Genomic DNA, 14,833 nt, shown 5'->3' on the forward strand with positions numbered 1-14,833 from the left:
CAGCCGGTATGGCCGCGCTCACGCGCCGTCGAGCTCCGGATAGTGGCGAAAGATGCCGTCTTCGTTGAACGGCAGGCGCCGGTCGCTCGCCAGATAGGCGGCGATGCCCGGCAGCGTCTTTACCTGGCCGTGGATCTTGAGCAGCTCCGGATAGTCGTGCTCGATCGCGGCCATGCGCTGTGGGAACATGTAGCGTAGGCCCTCTACCATCTGGAACAGTGCCGTGTCGGCATGAGTCCAGCGATGGTCGATCAGCCATTCACCCTGGTTCGCCTTGGCCGCAGTCTCGAAATGGTCGAGGAACTTGGGCATGCGATCGCGCCGGAACTGCTCGGCCGCGCGCATCGCCTCCGCCTTTTGCTCCTCATAATAGGCGCCGCTGGAGATCGGGTGGTGGACGGCGTGCACCTCCGTCACCATGTCGGCGATGGTGAGCTGGAGCTGATGGAGCCACAGCCGGTCCGCCAGCCGGGATGGTGCCAGATCGTGGCGCTCGCCCAGATAAAGCAGGATGTTGGTCGTCTGGGCGATCACGAAGCCGCCGAGTTCGAGATAGGGCGGGGCGAAGGGCGGGCGCTGGGTATAGCGCGCCATGTCCTCGACCAGCGCCCAGGCGCCGCGTTCGCGCGCGCAGTCGCAGTACTCGATGCCGGCCGCTTCCAGCGCCAGGCGAACGAATTCGCCACGACCCTGGATGCCTGGCCAATACCAGAGGTTGTACTGCATCGGCGCTATTCTCCCGGCGCGCGGGCCCGGATTGCCAGCGCATGCACGCGCTCAATGAGCAGGTCGGCCAAGGCCTGGTTCACCAGCCGCTGGCGCTGAACGCGCGAGCGGCCTTCAAAGGCCCGGCTTTCGATGACAACGGTGAAGTGCGATTCGCCGGTGCCATTGTCGCCGCTGTGGCCGGCATGGCGGCCGCTGTCGTTGATGACCTCCAGGTGCGTGGGGTCGAGCGCCTCGGTGAGACGGGCGGTGATTTCAGAGGCGATGGGGCCGGTAGCGATGGTCTGCATCGCGCCTATATAGTTGGTTTGCATGAGGGAGTCGCGTGGCGCGCGAGAAGATTGGGAAGGACCGGCCGAACACGCGGTTCCATGGTCGAGTGGAAAGTGGACGCTCCTGCGAGGCGCCGGGCTGCGGCGAAGCGGGCGAGTTCCGCGCACCCCCGCTGGAGGGTGCGCCGCAGGGTGGCGATCGGCCGAGCGGCTATCGCTGGTTCTGCCTGGACCATGTCCGTGCATTCAATGCCGGCTATAATTATTTCGCGGGCATGACCGCCGAGGAGATCCACGACGCCCAGCGGCCGCTTGCCGGCTGGGAGCGGGAAACGCGTGCCTTTGCGCGAGCCGGGGGCGACCATGGGCCGCGCTGGGCCGACTTCGCCGATCCGCTGGATGCGATCGGGGCGAAGTTCCGGGCGAACGTCCGTGCAGAGCGCAAGGACGGGCGGCCGCTGACGCCCGGCGACCGTTCGGCGCTCAAGGTCATGGACCTGGAGGTGGACGCCGACCGCACAGCGCTGCGCAAGCGGTACAGCGAGCTGGTGCGGCGCTACCATCCGGATCGTAACGGCGGCGACCGCAGCCATGAGGATGCGCTGCAAAAGGTCATCGCCGCCTATCAGCAGCTCAAGGGATCGGCGGCGTTCGCCTGACGGCGCCGGTCATTCTCCGCGTCGGGCCGCCTCGATCGCGGCGATGTCGATCTTCACCATGCCCATCATCGCCTGCATCACGCGGGCGGCGGCGGCCGGGTCGGGATCGGCCAGCCCGTCGACCAGGGCACGCGGGACGATCTGCCAGCGGACGCCCCAGCGGTCGCGGCACCAGCTGCAGGCGATCTCCGTGCCGCCGGCCTGGGTGATGGCGGCCCAATAGCGATCGGTCTGGGCCTGATCCTCGGTCATCAGCTGGAAGGAGATCGCGTCGGTGAAGGCCACGCCTGGCCCGCCGTTGAGCGCGAGAAAGGCGTTGCCGGCGATGGTGAAGTCGACCGTCAGCACGTCGCCCGCCTTGCCTGCCGGCCAGTCGGTGGTGGCACGGTGGATGTCGGTGATGCGGCTGTCGTCGAAGCTGTCGACGTAGAAGCGGGCGGCCTCCTCCGCGCAGCCGTCGTACCAGAGGCAGGCGACGACCTTGGCCGGGGTGCTCATGGCGTAGCCCTGGCCCCGGCGACGACGCCGAACTGGGCACCATGGGGATCGGTGGCGACGATGATGCGCTCGTCGCCGGGCACGTCCATCGGGCCCATGTCGACGGTGCCGCCGGACGCCACCACTGCGGCAGCGGCCGCGTCGATTTCGGCGGCACGGAAGTAGAATTGCCACCCGCCGGGCGGGGCATCGGCGGGGCGCTGCATGATCGCGCCGATCGTCTCGCCGCCCGCCTCGACGAAGACATAGTCGCCCATGTCGCCCATCGGCATGCGATCGGGATAGGCCCAGCCGAACACCTCGGCATAAAAGGCAAGGGCGCGGGCCTGGTCGGGCGTGGTCAGCTCGTTCCAGCCGCACTTGCCGGGCCCGTTCGCCTGCCAGGCATGGCTCGCCTCGTCCATTTCGCCGCGCATCACGTAGAAGGGGATGCCCTGCGGGTCGACGACCAGGGCGAGACCGCCGACGCCCGCGATCGTCTGCGGGGGCTCGTGGACGGCGCCGCCGGCCTGCTCGATCCTGGTGACCGCCGCATCGACGTCGTCCACCCCGATGTAGAACAGCCAGCCGGGCTTCGCGCCGGGCATCTCGGGCGTCAGCCGGGCGATGCCGCCGACCTCGCCCTCGCCGGTGTCGATCAGGCGATAGTCCATCGCATCGGACATGGGCGCGCCCACGGTCCAGCCGATCACCGCTTCGTAGAAGCCGCGCGCGCCGTCGGGATCGGGAGTGAGCAGTTCGTACCAGATCGGAAAGCCGTGCGGATTGCGCATGGGGGTGCTCCTATTGGTCGAGGATGGGGAGGAAGCCGCCGAAGATCATGCGCTTGCCGTCGAACGGCACGGTGCCGGGGTCCTGCATGCGGGGATCGGCCATCACCTTGGCCTGGCCGGCGTCGCGCACCTCCCTGGACGGCCATTCGATCCAGGAGAACGCCACCTTTTCGCCGTCGATCACCTTGGTCGCGCGGTTGAAGTCGGTGACCTTGCCGTCGGGCAGGTCGTCGCCCCAGGCCTCCACCACGCGAGTGGCGCCATGTTCGAGGAAGACCGGCGCCGCCCGGCGCGCCAGGTCGAAAAAGGCGTCCTTCCGGTCGGGTGCCACGGGGATCAGGAAGCCGTCGACATAGCCGGTGGCGCCGCCGGGACCCTCGTCGACCAGCGGGTCGAAACCGGCGAAGATCATACGGCTGCCGTCGAACGGCATTTCGGCCATGTCCTCCATGCGCGGGTCGTTCCTCATGGCAGCGAGCGCGGCATCATAGGCGGCCTGATCGGCATATTCGATCCAGCTGAACACGACGGTCTCGTCGTCCTTTGCCTGCACCGCGCCCCGGAAATCGGTGACCGTGCCGTCGGGCACGTCATCGCCCCAAGCCTCGACCATCCGGCGGGCGCCGAATTCCTTGAAAAGCGGCAGCGCCTGGGCGGCATGGTCGCGATAGACGTCGCGATTGGCGGTGGGGACCGCGGCGACGAAGCCCTGGATGAAGGTCATGCGTCCTCTCCCTGCATCGCGAGCATCGCCGCGGAGTGCGGCGGCTGCCCGGTGAAGCCCTTGCGCTGCGCATCAAGCGCGCGTCCGAACGCGGGCCGGGCCTGGCCGCGGGCGACATAGGCGGCGAGCGCCGGATACGCCTCGACCAAGCCGCTGCCGCGCAACTGGCGGAGCGTGCAGACCATCATCAGGTCCCCGGCGGAGAAGTCGCCGTCGAGCCAGGCGGCCTCCCCCAGCCGCGCGGCGAGGTCATCGAGCCGGTCCTGCACACGGGCGCGCACGATCGGCAGCCGGTCCTTCGCCCAGGGCATGTCGCGCTCGAACAGCGACGCCATGCCGAAGCCGGCGATCGGCAGCTCGACGCTGTTGAGCGCGGCGAACATCCACTGGACCGCACGGGCTCGGCCCGCGGGGTCCGCGGGAAGCAGGCCGCTGCCGCTCTCAGCAATGTGCAGCACGATCGCGCCGGATTCGAACAGCACCAGATCGCCGTCCTGATAGGTCGGCACCTGTCCGAACGGCTGGAGCGCGCGGTGGGCGGGATCCTTCTGGCTTCCCTGCGGGAGATATCGGACGGTGTAGGGCTGCCCGGTCTCCTCCAGCGCCCAGCGCACCGGCAGGTCGCGCACCAGGCCGCGCGCGAAATCGGGGACCCAGTCATAGGCGGTGATCACGGGCGGGGTCATGCGTCTCCCTCCTTCTTCATGCCCTTCAGCAGGGCGTAGATCGCCATCGCGTGGCCGTGGCCCAGGCCGAAATCGGCCTTCAGCCAGTCGGTGACCTCGGTCGCCTTCACCCCCGGCGCGATGCGCCCTCGCGGGTGAGGCCGCGGGACGCCGCGAGCGCGCGGAAGTCCGCCGGCGTCTTGCCGGTGTTGCGCTCGACCGTGTCGAGATAGGCCTGGAAGGACATGTCACGCCTCTGCCGGCTGGGAGTGGCTCGCGGTCGCGGACGCCATGTCCATGGTGAACGGGCCCCAGCCATGGCCGTCGGGATCGTCGAAGGCGCGGCTGTACATGAAGCCGAGATCCTCGGGCTCGTGCATCTCCGTGGCTCCGGCGGCGATCGCGGCCTGGGTGATCGCGTCGACCTCCGCCCGGCTGTCGAAGGAGAGGGCGAGCAGGGCGCCGCTGTGGGTGTGCGCGTTCAGGATCTGCTTGCCCGTGAAGGTCCGGTAAAAGCCGTGTTCGAGCAGCATGACGTAGATGCTGTCCGACCAGACCATCGCCGAGGCCTGTTCGTTGGAGAAGGTCGGGTTCTTTTCGAAGCCGATCGCTTCGTAGAAGGCGGTGGCCTTGGCCACGTCGGCAACTGGCAGGTTCACGAAGATCGCGCGGGGCATGGTGCATCCTCTCCGACTCGTTATTTGACCAGCATGCCGGCGATACTTATCTTTGACAACCATGGAGTCACTAAAGATAACTACTGTGAACAAGCGCTGGTATGACGATGCGTGCGGCGCCGCGCTGGGGATGGAGTTCGTCGGCGAGCGCTGGGCGCTGCTGATCATGCGCGAGCTGTTGCTGGGGCCGCGCCGGTTCGGGGAACTGCGCGCCGGCCTGCCGGGGCTGAGCGCCAATGTGCTGACGCAGCGGCTCGCCTCGCTGGAGCAGTCGGGCATCGTCCGGCGTGAGCGGCTGCCATCGCCGGCGAACGTGCAGGTCTATGCGCTGACCGCCTGGGGGCGGGAAAGCGAGCCGGTGATCCTGGCGCTGGCGCGCTGGGCGCTGCGTTCGCCGACGCACGACCCGAGCCTGCCGTTCTCGGCCGTGTCGCTGCTGCTGTCGCTGCGCATGCTGCTGGTGCCCGAGCGGGCGGGAAAGTGGGCGGCGACGGTCGGTGTCCGGATCGGGGACGAGACGTTTGTGGCGCGGCTGGAGGCAGGCGAGCTGACGGTTGCACGCGGGGCCGTCGACGCAGCGGAGGCGGTGTTTTCGGGCACGCCGTCTGCCTTTCTGCCCGTGATCTATGGCGGCATGCCGCTTGCGGTCGCCGAAGCGGCGGGCATGCTCGCCATCGAAGGGAACCGCAGCGTGGCCGAGCGGTTCGTCACCCTCTTCGCCCTGCCGGACAAGGTGGCCGTTGAGTAACGCCCCGGGTTCGGCCTAAAGCGTGGGCAAGCCCCGGCGAAGGGCACGAAAGGCATCCATGACCAGCACCTCCGACCTCCAGCTCGACCGCAGCGAAACCACCGTCCTCGACGCGCCGGACCGCACCGTAAAGGTGCGCGACCTGTTCGGCATCGACATCGACATGGAGGTGCCGGCCTTCAGCATCGCCGACGAACGCGTGCCCGATGCCGACCCGGCCTATGTGTTCGATCCCGACACGACGCTCGCGATCCTGGCGGGGTTTGCGCACAATCGCCGCGTGATGGTGCAGGGCTATCACGGCACCGGCAAGTCGACCCACATCGAGCAGGTGGCGGCGCGGCTCAACTGGCCGTCGATCCGCATCAACCTGGACGCGCACATCAGCCGCATCGACCTGATCGGCCGCGACGCGATCGTGCTGAAGGACGGGCAGCAGGTCACCGAATTCCGCGAGGGCCTGCTGCCCTGGGCGCTGCAGACGCCGACCGCGCTGGTGTTCGACGAATATGACGCGGGCCGCCCGGACGTGATGTTCGTGATCCAGCGCGTGCTGGAGACGGAGGGCAAGCTGACGCTGCTCGACCAGAACCGCGTGATCCGCCCGAACCCCTATTTCCGGCTGTTCGCGACCGCCAACACCGTGGGCCTGGGCGACACCAGCGGGCTGTATCACGGTACCCAGCAGATCAACCAAGGCCAGATGGACCGCTGGAACATCGTGGTGACGCTCAACTACCTGCCGGCCGCGACCGAGGCGAACATCGTCCTCGCCAAGTCGGGCGAATATGACCAGCCGGGCGGCAAGGAGACGGTGGAGAAGATGGTCCGCGTGGCCGAGCTCACCCGCCGCGGCTTCATGAACGGCGACATCTCCACCGTGATGAGCCCGCGCACGGTCATCACCTGGGCGCAGAACGCGCTGATCTTCAAGGACGTGGGCTTCGCCTTCCGCCTCTCCTTCCTCAACAAGTGCGACGAGGCGGAACGCGCGATGGTCGCGGAATATTACCAGCGCGTGTTCGGCAAGGACCTGCCCGAAAGCGTGGCGAAGAAGGGCTAAGTGGCGACAGACACCCTCCTCGACCAGTTCCGCGAAGCCCTGCGGGGCACCGCGCGCGCCATTGCCGGCGATGCGGAGGTGGAGCTGGGCTATAGCGCCGATGTGCCGGCCGCCTCGGGCCGCCACATCAAGGTGCCGATGCCCGCGCGTGCGCTGCCGCCCGAGCAGGTGGCGGAGGCGCGCGGCTTTGCCGATGGCTTTGCGCTGCGGCTGCGGCTGCATGACGCGCGCGTGCATGCGAGGAACGCGCCGGCCGAGGCGGTTGCGCGCGCGGTGTTCGATGCGGCGGAGACGGCGCGCGTGGAGGCGCTGGGGTCGCAAGGCTATGCCGGCATCGCCGACAATCTCGACCAGGCGCTGGCGATGCGGTTGCGCACCGACCCGATCGCGCGCGCGCGCACCCGCGCCGAGGTGCCGCTTTCGACCGCCGTCGGCTTGATGGTGCGCGAGCGGCTGACCGGCAAGCTGCCGCCGGGCTCGGTGGCGCCGGGCATGGCGCTGGTCCACGACTGGATCGAGGAACGCGCGGGCGATGCGCTGGACGCGTTGGCGGCGGCGGTCGGCGACCAGGCGGCGTTCGCGCGCGCGACGACGCGGATGCTCGAGGGGCTGGAGCTGGTGCAGGGCGAGGTCGAGCCCGAGGACAGCGACGAAGGCGGCGAGGAGGAGGATAGCACTCCCGACGAGGCCGACGACGAGGGCGACGAAGGCGAGGCCGAGCAACAGCCCGGCGAGGGCGAGGTCGAGGCGCGCGGCGAGGACCGGCGCGACGAGCAGGGCGAGGGCGAGGGGGAAGACCGCGCCGACGACATGGCCGACGATGGCGACGGCGAGCCGGGCGACGAGGGCGAGGGCACCATGCCGGTGCGCCCCAACCGCAACTGGTCCGACCAGCCGGCGCAGTTCGACTACAAGGCGTTCACGACCGCGTTCGACGAGGTGGTGGCGGCGACCGAGCTGTGCGACTCCGACGAGCTCGACCGCTTGCGCGCCTATCTCGACCAGCAGCTGGTGCAGCTGCAGGGCGTGGTGACGAAGCTCGCCAACCGGCTGCAGCGGCGGCTGATGGCGCAGCAGTCGCGCAGCTGGGACTTCGACCAGGAAGAGGGGATGCTCGACGCGGCCCGGCTGGCGCGCGTCGTCATCAACCCCGGCCAGTCCCTGTCGTACAAGATAGAGCGCGAGGCCGAGTTCCGCGACACGGTGGTGACGCTGCTGATCGACAATTCGGGCTCGATGCGCGGGCGGCCGATCTCGATCGCGGCGATCAGCGCCGACATTCTCGCGCGCACGCTGGAGCGGGTGGGGGTGAAGGTCGAGGTGCTGGGCTTCACCACCCGCGCGTGGAAGGGCGGCCAGTCGCGCGAGGCATGGCTCGCGGCAGGGCGCCCGCCGCAGCCGGGACGGCTGAACGACGTGCGCCACATCGTCTACAAAGAGGCCGACGAGCCGTGGCGTCGCGCGAAAAAGGCGCTGGGCCTGATGATGCGCGAAGGGCTGCTCAAGGAGAATATCGACGGCGAGGCGCTGTTGTGGGCACACAGCCGGCTGATCGCGCGGGCCGAGGACCGAAAGGTGCTGATGGTCATCTCCGACGGCGCGCCGGTGGATGACTCCACGCTGTCGGTGAATTCTGGCAGCTATCTGGAGCGGCACCTGCGGCAGGTGATCGGCTGGATCGAGGGGCGCTCGCCCGTCGAGCTTGTGGCGATCGGCATCGGCCATGACGTGACGCGCTGGTATTCGCGCGCGGTGACGATCATGGATGCCGAGCAGCTGGCCGGCACCATGATCGACCAGCTCGCCGACCTGTTCGACACGCCGTGAAGCATGTGGAGCCGCCGCCGGGCGGCTTCGCCGGGCCGGTAAAGCGATCGGTGACGATCGCGGGGCACCAGACCTCGATCAGCCTGGAGCCGCTGTTCTGGCAGGCGCTGGAGGCGGCGGCGGCCGAGCGGGCGTTGCCGCTCAACGCGCTGATCGCAGCGATCGACGTCGCGCGGATCGAGGCGGACGATCCGCCCAACCTGGCGAGTGCGCTGCGGTCGTGGTTGCTGGGGCGGGCGATGGAACGGAGAACTTAGACCGCGCGGACACATCCAGCGCGACTGCTATCGCCCAATTGCGGACGTTGAGCATCAGCACTAAAGTAGCCGGATGGACCGCCTTCAGAGTTACCGGAGCTGGTGGCAGCCCTTGCCGGCTTGGCTCAAGCTAGTGACGCTGGTCGGCATCTACCCGGCTTGGCTCTTCATCGTCGTCTGCGTGTGCACCGGTGCGTCGAAGAGCAAAGAAGCCCTGCTCGCCTTCGGTGTTTGTGTGATCGGCACCCTGCTTCACATCGCGTTCGACCATCGGGATCATGGAAATCCGCAGCAACGAAACGGGGTCGACTTCGGCGGCGGTGAATGACCCCTTTCCACCAGACTTCGCCGACGTGTTGTCGCACAAGCGCCGACATATGCGACGCCGGGAAGTCAGCGCATTAGCGACACAGCTACGGCAGCGTGGGCCCGGTCGCGGACGTTGCTAACCTTAGCGGGCCCAGATAGCTTTGGCCCATGTGGACCTTCTTCCTGTGGAACTTTGCGGCTCTAGCTGCCGCCATTTACTGCATAGCCAGGGCCGTGACTGACCTTCGTGCGCGCAGGTACGGCTGGGGAATTGTCGGCCTACTAAGCGCCGTGATGTTCCTAGTGACGCCGATCCAGACACATGCGGTAAAGGTCGATCTGCCTGCCGCCCGACCATGACCGCTAACGCCCAGTTGTGGACGGTCGCCTTCAATGGCATCCATGCACGATGAAACGGGATTTTGAAGGTGAGTTTGAACAAGCATTCGTTGGACGGGCCTGCTCGATTGAACGTGAGCTACCCTTCTGGCGTGCAAACTTCGGCGATGGATACACGATGGCGTTCCGCGTTCCATGGCGCATCGTAACAAACGGCCGAGTAGCGTTTGGCAATGAAGACGAAGGCCAACTCTTTGGATTACCTGCTCCTGTCAATGGGGTCGAACGCTCCGCAAAACTCCTGCATGGCAAATTTGTTATCGCTGTTCAGCTTGATCGGCAGACGGGTGATCTTCGTATCGTGTTTGATGGTGACACACGCCTAGACGTGTTCAATCATTCACTCGGCTATGAAGGCTGGTATGCTTACTATTCCGCCCATGGCGAACGGTGGGGCATGATCGCGATGGGTGGGGGTGAAATCGCGGTCGTACCGGACGAGTAAGCTATGTCCGCTTCCATCCAACTTCAGACCTCCGTCTTCAGGATTCGTCCACGCAGTCTAGTGCGTACCTTCGACGAAGGCCGGGGCCATTTGCAAGGACCTCGGGGCTGTTGCGCACCCCTCCGACGCATTCGCGACTGTACCCCGGCCTCCGCCGGGGTACGGGATCAGCGGATCACCGGCCGAGCAGCACGCGGGCCTGGCCGGCGATTTGCGCCAGGATCGCCAGCGTGGGCGTGGGGGCCAGACGGGCGCGGGCGACGAGCGCGGTGAACTGCGCGACGCGGGGCTCGTGCTCCGCGATCCAGGCATCGACCGCCGCGCGCGGATCGGCGCCGTCGATCCGGTCGAGGAAGTCGAGCCGCAGCTGCTGGAAGTCGCGCGAGAGGCCGGCGATCAGCAGCCGCTCCCAGGGATCGCCGCTGGTGATGCGCGCGGATGCCGCCTGTGCCCAGTCGAGCCCCAGCGCCTCGCCCAGATGGGTGAAGGCATGGGCGAGCACGACTTCGTCCACGCCGCGCTCGGCACCCAGGTCGGCCAGGCCGATGGCGCCGTCCAGGTCGAACAGGCGTACGACGCGGGCGCTCAGCGCGTCGGGCGCGCCGGCGGTGGCGAGGCGTTCGCGCATCCGCTCGCTCTGGGCGCGCGCTTCGCTCAGCAGCAGTGAGTCCGCCTGCGCGTCCAGCCGGTCGATCGCCGGCTTCAGCCGGGCGATGGCGTCGGCCGGGCGGGTACCCGGGCGGCAGGCGCGCAGCAGGTCGGCGATCTGCACGCGGGTGGCGGCGGCGGCATGGCCGATCAAGGCCAGGCGCGCGTCCTCGCCGATGTCGGCCTGCTCGATCTCTGCCCACAGGCTGGGCAGGTCGAACAGCCGCTCGGCCACCACGAACATCGCGGCCAGGTCGCCGACGGCAGCGCCTTCCTCCTCGACCAGTTCGGTCGGGTGGAGGACGCCCAGCCGGTTGACGATGCGGTTGGCGAGCTTGGTCGCGACGATCTCCCCACGCAGGCGATGCTGTTCGATCGCGTCACCGAACCGCGCCTGCATGGCGCCGGGAAACGCGGCGCGCAGGTCCGGCAGCAGTTCGGGGGTGTGGCCGAGCTGGTTCGCCTCGATCGCGTCCTGGAGCGCGAGCTTGGCCGAGGCGAGCAGCACGGCGAGCTCGGGTCGGGTGAAGCCCTGGCCGTCCTGTGCGCGGCGCAGCAGCTCGTCGTTGGGGGCAAGCCCTTCGACGGCCCGGTCGAGCCTGCCGGCGCCTTCCAGCATCTCAATCACGCGGACATAGCTCGGCACCGCGACGGCGCCGTCGCTCTCCATGAAGGAGAGGGCGAGCGTCTGGAGGCGGTTGTCCTCCAGCACCAGCCGGGCGACGTCGTCGGTCATCTCGGCCAGGAGCGCGTTGCGATCGTCGAACGTGAGGCGCCCTTCGGTCACTTCGCGGTTGAGCGCGATCTTGATGTTCACCTCGTTATCCGAGCAGTCGACGCCGGCCGAATTGTCGATGAAGTCGGTGTTGATGCGGCCGCCGGCCGAGGCAAAGGCGATGCGCGCGGCTTGCGTCACGCCCAGATTGGCGCCTTCGCCGACCACCTTGACGCGCAACGTCTCGGCATTGACGCGGATGCGGTCGTTGGCGGGATCGCCGACCTCCGAATGTGCCTCGTGGCCTGCCTTCACATAGGTGCCGATGCCGCCGAACCACAGCAGGTCGGCGGGCGCGCGCAGGATCGCGGAGATCAGCGCGGTGGGGTCGAGTTCGGTGTCCTCGATGCCCAGCATGCGGCGCACGGGTTCGGACAGCGGGATCGTCTTGGCGGTGCGCGGGAAGACGCCGCCGCCTTGCGAGATCAGGCCCTTGTCATAGTCGTCCCAGCTGGAGCGGGGCAGGGCGAACAGCCGCTGGCGTTCCTCCCAGCTTTTCGCCGCATCGGGATTGGGATCGAGGAAGATGTGGCGGTGGTCGAAGGCGGCCTGCAGCCGGATCGACTTGGACAGCAGCATGCCGTTGCCGAACACGTCGCCCGACATGTCGCCGCAGCCCACGACGGTGACCGGATCGGCCTGCACGTCGACGCCCATCTCCAGGAAGTGGCGCTGGACCGAGACCCAGCCGCCGCGCGCGGTGATGCCCATCGCCTTGTGGTCATAGCCGTGGCTGCCGCCGCTGGCGAAGGCGTCGCCCAGCCAGAAGCCGCGCTCCAGCGCGAGTGCATTGGCGACGTCGGAGAAGGTGGCGGTGCCCTTGTCGGCCGCGACCACGAAATAGGGGTCCTCGCCATCGAGGATCGTCACGCCCTCGGGGTGGACGACGCGGTTCTCGACCAGATTGTCGGTGACCGACAGCAGCGCGCGGATGAAGATGCGGTAGCTTTCGGTGCCCTCGGCCAGCCAGGCGTCGCGATCCGACGGGGCCGGCAGCTGCTTGGGATAGAAGCCGCCCTTGGCGCCGGTCGGCACGATCACCGCGTTCTTGACCCGCTGCGCCTTCATCAGGCCCAGGATCTCGGTGCGGAAGTCGTCGCGCCGGTCGGACCAGCGGAGACCACCGCGCGCGACCGGGCCGGCGCGCAGGTGGATGCCCTCCACGCGGGGCGAATAGACCCATATCTCGCGCCAGGGCAGCGGCTTGGGCAGCCCCGGCACCTTGGCGCTGTCGAGCTTGAACGCCAGCGCCTCGGCCGCAGCGGGTGAAAAGGCGTTGGTGCGCAGCGTGGCTGCGACCAGCGCCCGCAGCGCGCGCAGGATGCGGTCGTCGTCGATCGCGGAGACGGCGTCGAGGCCGCGGTGGATTGCCGTTTTCGCTTCCTCCGCCTGTGCGGCATCGGCGCGGGAGGGATCGTGGATCGCGACAAAGCGCGCCACCAGCGCGCGCGCCACCTCCGGCGCCCGCCGCAGCGCGTCGACCACGGTGCCGAGCGGGTAGGTGAGCCCCGCCTGGCGCAGATAGCGGAACCAGGCGCGGAACAGCACCACTGAGGCAGGGGCCAGCCCCGCCTCCACGATCAGCCGGTTAAATCCGTCGTTTTCGGCGCGGTTTTCCAGCACCGCGGCGATCGCATCCTCGGCCACCGCCACGTCGAAGCCTGGAGCGCCCCCGGTGCCCGGCAGTTCGACCGCGAAGTCGTGAATGAACGAGCGGGCGTCGTCGGTGAGGCGGGTCGGAATTTCCTCGACCACGCGGAAGCCGAAATTCTCGAACACCGGCACCGCATCCGACAGCGGCAGCGGCGCACCCTGGCGATAGACCTTGAGTCGCAGCGCCGCGCCATCGGCCGCCGGCACGATCCGCACCGACCGGCTGCCGGCATCGCTCAGCGACCCCAGGCGCAACACGTCGTGCACTGCCTCTTCGGGGGTGGTGACGTTGCGGTAGTTGACCGGAAAGGCGTTGGCGAAGCGCAGCGCGAGGCGGGCGGCGGCACCGGCGGGCGCGACCTCTCCCAGCGCGGATTCGATCGACGGGCTCCAGCCGCGCACCATGCGCTCGACCCGGCGGTCGAGCTCGGCCGCGTCCGGCATGCGGCCATCGCCGCGCAGGTCGAGCATGTAGCGGATCAGCGCGGCATCGCCCTCAACCGCGATCGCCCAGCTGAGCAGGCGCGCGTTGGCGGCCTCGCATAACAGCTCGCCAATGGCGCTGCGGCGGCCGGTCGAAAGATCGTCGCGCTGCAGCCAGACAAAGGCGAACAGGTGGCGGCCAAGCGGGCTGCGGATCAGCACCACGCGCGAGCGCGGCCGATCGGCGATCGACATGGCGGAAAGCGCCAGCGTCTCAAGCTCTGCGGGCGGGAAGGCGGTGGTGAGGTCGTGGGGAAGCGCGGTCAGCGCATGCGCCAGCGCCTTGCCGGCGTGCCCCGCGGGATCAAAGCCGAACTGCGCCTGGAGCGCGGCCAGGTTCTGGCGCAGCACCGGCACGTCGGTCGGGTCGGCGTGCAGCGCCGCGCTGGTCCAGAGACCCGCATGGATCGACAGGCCGGTGACCCGGCCGCCCTCACGGATCGGCAGCACCACCAGGTCGAGCGGCGCGCGGCGGTGGACGGTGGAGAGCGCATTCGACTTCAGCAGCAGCAGCGATGCGCCGCCTTCGAACCAGGCGATCGCGCGCTCCCGCGAGCCTTCGGCCAGAATCTGGGCGCGGATCGGCCGGGTGGCGATGCCCAGGCAGTCACGATCCTCCTCGCCCGGAACCCAGCGCAGGTGGCCGAGCAGCGTGAAGTTGCGGTTGAGGAACCAGTGCAGCAGCGCGCGGCTTTCCGCGTCGGGCGTGGCGGCGGCATCGTCGCGCATCGCCTGCTGCATTGCTTTCCAGTCGGCGACCGCGGCGCGGACATCGCCCAGATTCTGCTCGATCTCGCCGCTCAGCTCCCGTCGCAATCGGGCGTCGACGCGGTCCATTTCGACATAGACCATGGATTCGGACGTGCCCTCCGCACCGATGCCGCGAAGGGTGCCGGCCGCGTCGCGCACAACGGGCACGACGGGGTGGAGAATGCGTTCGATGGGAAGATTGTGGCCGGTGATGGTCGCTGCGATCGAATCGACCAGAAAGGGCATGTCGTCGTTGACCACGGCCAGCCGCATCCGGCGGCGACCGTCGGTGGTGACGCTGTCGATCGCGAGCGACGGGGTGCCGGGCGGGCGAGTGCGGGCGGCATCCGCCACCAGCCGTGCCGCTGCCTCCCGCTCCTCGCTTCCGAGCCCTTCGACTTCGCTCGGAAGCGCGTCTTCGAACAACCTGGCCGCAATGGCCTGCGGCACCTTATCGTCTTCGCTCATGGCAGGGGTATGCG

Annotated in this window: 17 protein-coding genes; 7 read left to right on the forward strand and 10 right to left on the reverse strand. The window is 68.5% G+C overall.

From position 1 onward, the window contains the following. Nucleotides 1-18: 18 nt before the first annotated feature. Both LK533_RS14735 and LK533_RS14740 read right to left on the reverse strand, forming a co-directional pair. Nucleotides 19-726, reverse strand: a complete 708-nt coding sequence (locus LK533_RS14735) for a glutathione S-transferase (RefSeq protein WP_229363839.1) — start codon at nt 724-726, stop codon at nt 19-21. 5 nt (nt 727-731) lie between these two features. Next, nucleotides 732-1,040, reverse strand: a complete 309-nt coding sequence (locus tag LK533_RS14740; RefSeq protein ID WP_229363840.1) for a BolA family protein — start codon at nt 1,038-1,040, stop codon at nt 732-734. Between the two features lie 11 nt (nt 1,041-1,051). Here LK533_RS14740 and LK533_RS14745 point away from each other — a divergent pair, with 11 nt between their 5' ends. Beyond that, nucleotides 1,052-1,657, forward strand: a complete 606-nt coding sequence (locus LK533_RS14745; RefSeq protein WP_229363841.1) for a J domain-containing protein — start codon at nt 1,052-1,054, stop codon at nt 1,655-1,657. A gap of 9 nt (nt 1,658-1,666) precedes the next feature. On the opposite strand, the gene LK533_RS14750 is transcribed toward LK533_RS14745, so the two are convergent. The 7 genes from LK533_RS14750 to LK533_RS14785 are packed head-to-tail and all read right to left on the reverse strand — an operon-like array spanning nt 1,667 to nt 4,994. Next, nucleotides 1,667-2,155 carry a VOC family protein gene (locus tag LK533_RS14750; protein ID WP_229363842.1) on the reverse strand — a complete coding sequence of 163 codons (489 nt, stop codon included), beginning with the start codon at nt 2,153-2,155 and terminating at the stop codon, nt 1,667-1,669. Further along, nucleotides 2,152-2,928, reverse strand: a complete 777-nt coding sequence (locus LK533_RS14755; protein ID WP_229363843.1) for a VOC family protein — start codon at nt 2,926-2,928, stop codon at nt 2,152-2,154. Before LK533_RS14755 ends, LK533_RS14750 begins: the two co-directional genes overlap by 4 nt. A 10-nt stretch (nt 2,929-2,938) precedes the next feature. Then, entirely contained in the window at nt 2,939-3,652 is a 714-nt protein-coding gene (locus tag LK533_RS18070; RefSeq protein WP_420705869.1) for a DUF1428 domain-containing protein, read from the reverse strand. After that, nucleotides 3,649-4,338, reverse strand: coding sequence for a glutathione S-transferase family protein (locus LK533_RS14770; protein ID WP_229363844.1), 690 nt, complete (start codon nt 4,336-4,338; stop codon nt 3,649-3,651). The genes LK533_RS18070 and LK533_RS14770 overlap by 4 nt, the downstream gene beginning before the upstream one ends. Then, nucleotides 4,335-4,448, reverse strand: a complete 114-nt coding sequence (locus LK533_RS14775; protein ID WP_229363845.1) for a DUF4287 domain-containing protein — start codon at nt 4,446-4,448, stop codon at nt 4,335-4,337. Before LK533_RS14775 ends, LK533_RS14770 begins: the two co-directional genes overlap by 4 nt. Continuing rightward, entirely contained in the window at nt 4,445-4,564 is a 120-nt protein-coding gene (locus tag LK533_RS14780) for a DUF4287 domain-containing protein (RefSeq protein ID WP_229363846.1), read from the reverse strand. Before LK533_RS14780 ends, LK533_RS14775 begins: the two co-directional genes overlap by 4 nt. 1 nt (nt 4,565) lies before the next feature. Next, a complete protein-coding gene (locus LK533_RS14785; RefSeq protein ID WP_229363847.1) occupies nt 4,566-4,994 on the reverse strand; it encodes a VOC family protein in 429 nt (142 codons plus the stop codon). 85 nt (nt 4,995-5,079) lie between these two features. On the opposite strand from LK533_RS14785, the gene LK533_RS14790 reads away from it, so the two are divergent. From LK533_RS14790 to LK533_RS14815, 6 genes are all read left to right on the forward strand, one after another. Then, the gene (locus tag LK533_RS14790) at nt 5,080-5,742 is read left to right on the forward strand and encodes a winged helix-turn-helix transcriptional regulator (RefSeq protein ID WP_229363848.1); all 663 of its coding nucleotides are present in this window, start codon (nt 5,080-5,082) and stop codon (nt 5,740-5,742) included. A gap of 58 nt (nt 5,743-5,800) precedes the next feature. Beyond that, nucleotides 5,801-6,805 (forward strand): cobaltochelatase subunit CobS, encoded by a 1,005-nt coding sequence (gene cobS / locus LK533_RS14795; protein WP_229363849.1) that lies wholly within the window; start codon nt 5,801-5,803, stop codon nt 6,803-6,805. Continuing rightward, complete coding sequence (gene cobT, locus LK533_RS14800) at nt 6,806-8,632, forward strand: cobaltochelatase subunit CobT (protein WP_229363850.1); 1,827 nt, start codon at nt 6,806-6,808, stop codon at nt 8,630-8,632. Beyond that, nucleotides 8,629-8,889, forward strand: coding sequence for a ribbon-helix-helix domain-containing protein (locus tag LK533_RS14805; protein WP_229363851.1), 261 nt, complete (start codon nt 8,629-8,631; stop codon nt 8,887-8,889). The genes cobT and LK533_RS14805 overlap by 4 nt, the downstream gene beginning before the upstream one ends. 73 nt (nt 8,890-8,962) lie before the next feature. Beyond that, nucleotides 8,963-9,217: a hypothetical protein gene (locus LK533_RS14810; protein ID WP_229363852.1), complete on the forward strand. Its 255-nt coding sequence runs from the start codon at nt 8,963-8,965 to the stop codon at nt 9,215-9,217. 390 nt (nt 9,218-9,607) lie between these two features. Then, a complete protein-coding gene (locus LK533_RS14815) occupies nt 9,608-10,042 on the forward strand; it encodes a DUF6188 family protein (protein WP_229363853.1) in 435 nt (144 codons plus the stop codon). Nucleotides 10,043-10,217: 175 nt separating this feature from the next. Here LK533_RS14815 and LK533_RS14820 read toward each other — a convergent pair whose 3' ends face one another. After that, nucleotides 10,218-14,819, reverse strand: a complete 4,602-nt coding sequence (locus LK533_RS14820) for an NAD-glutamate dehydrogenase (protein ID WP_229363854.1) — start codon at nt 14,817-14,819, stop codon at nt 10,218-10,220. Between the last annotated feature and the right edge of the window lie 14 nt (nt 14,820-14,833).

It is taken from the genome of Sphingomonas sp. PL-96 (assembly GCF_020707215.1).
Classification (GTDB): Bacteria; Pseudomonadota; Alphaproteobacteria; order Sphingomonadales; family Sphingomonadaceae; genus Sphingomonas.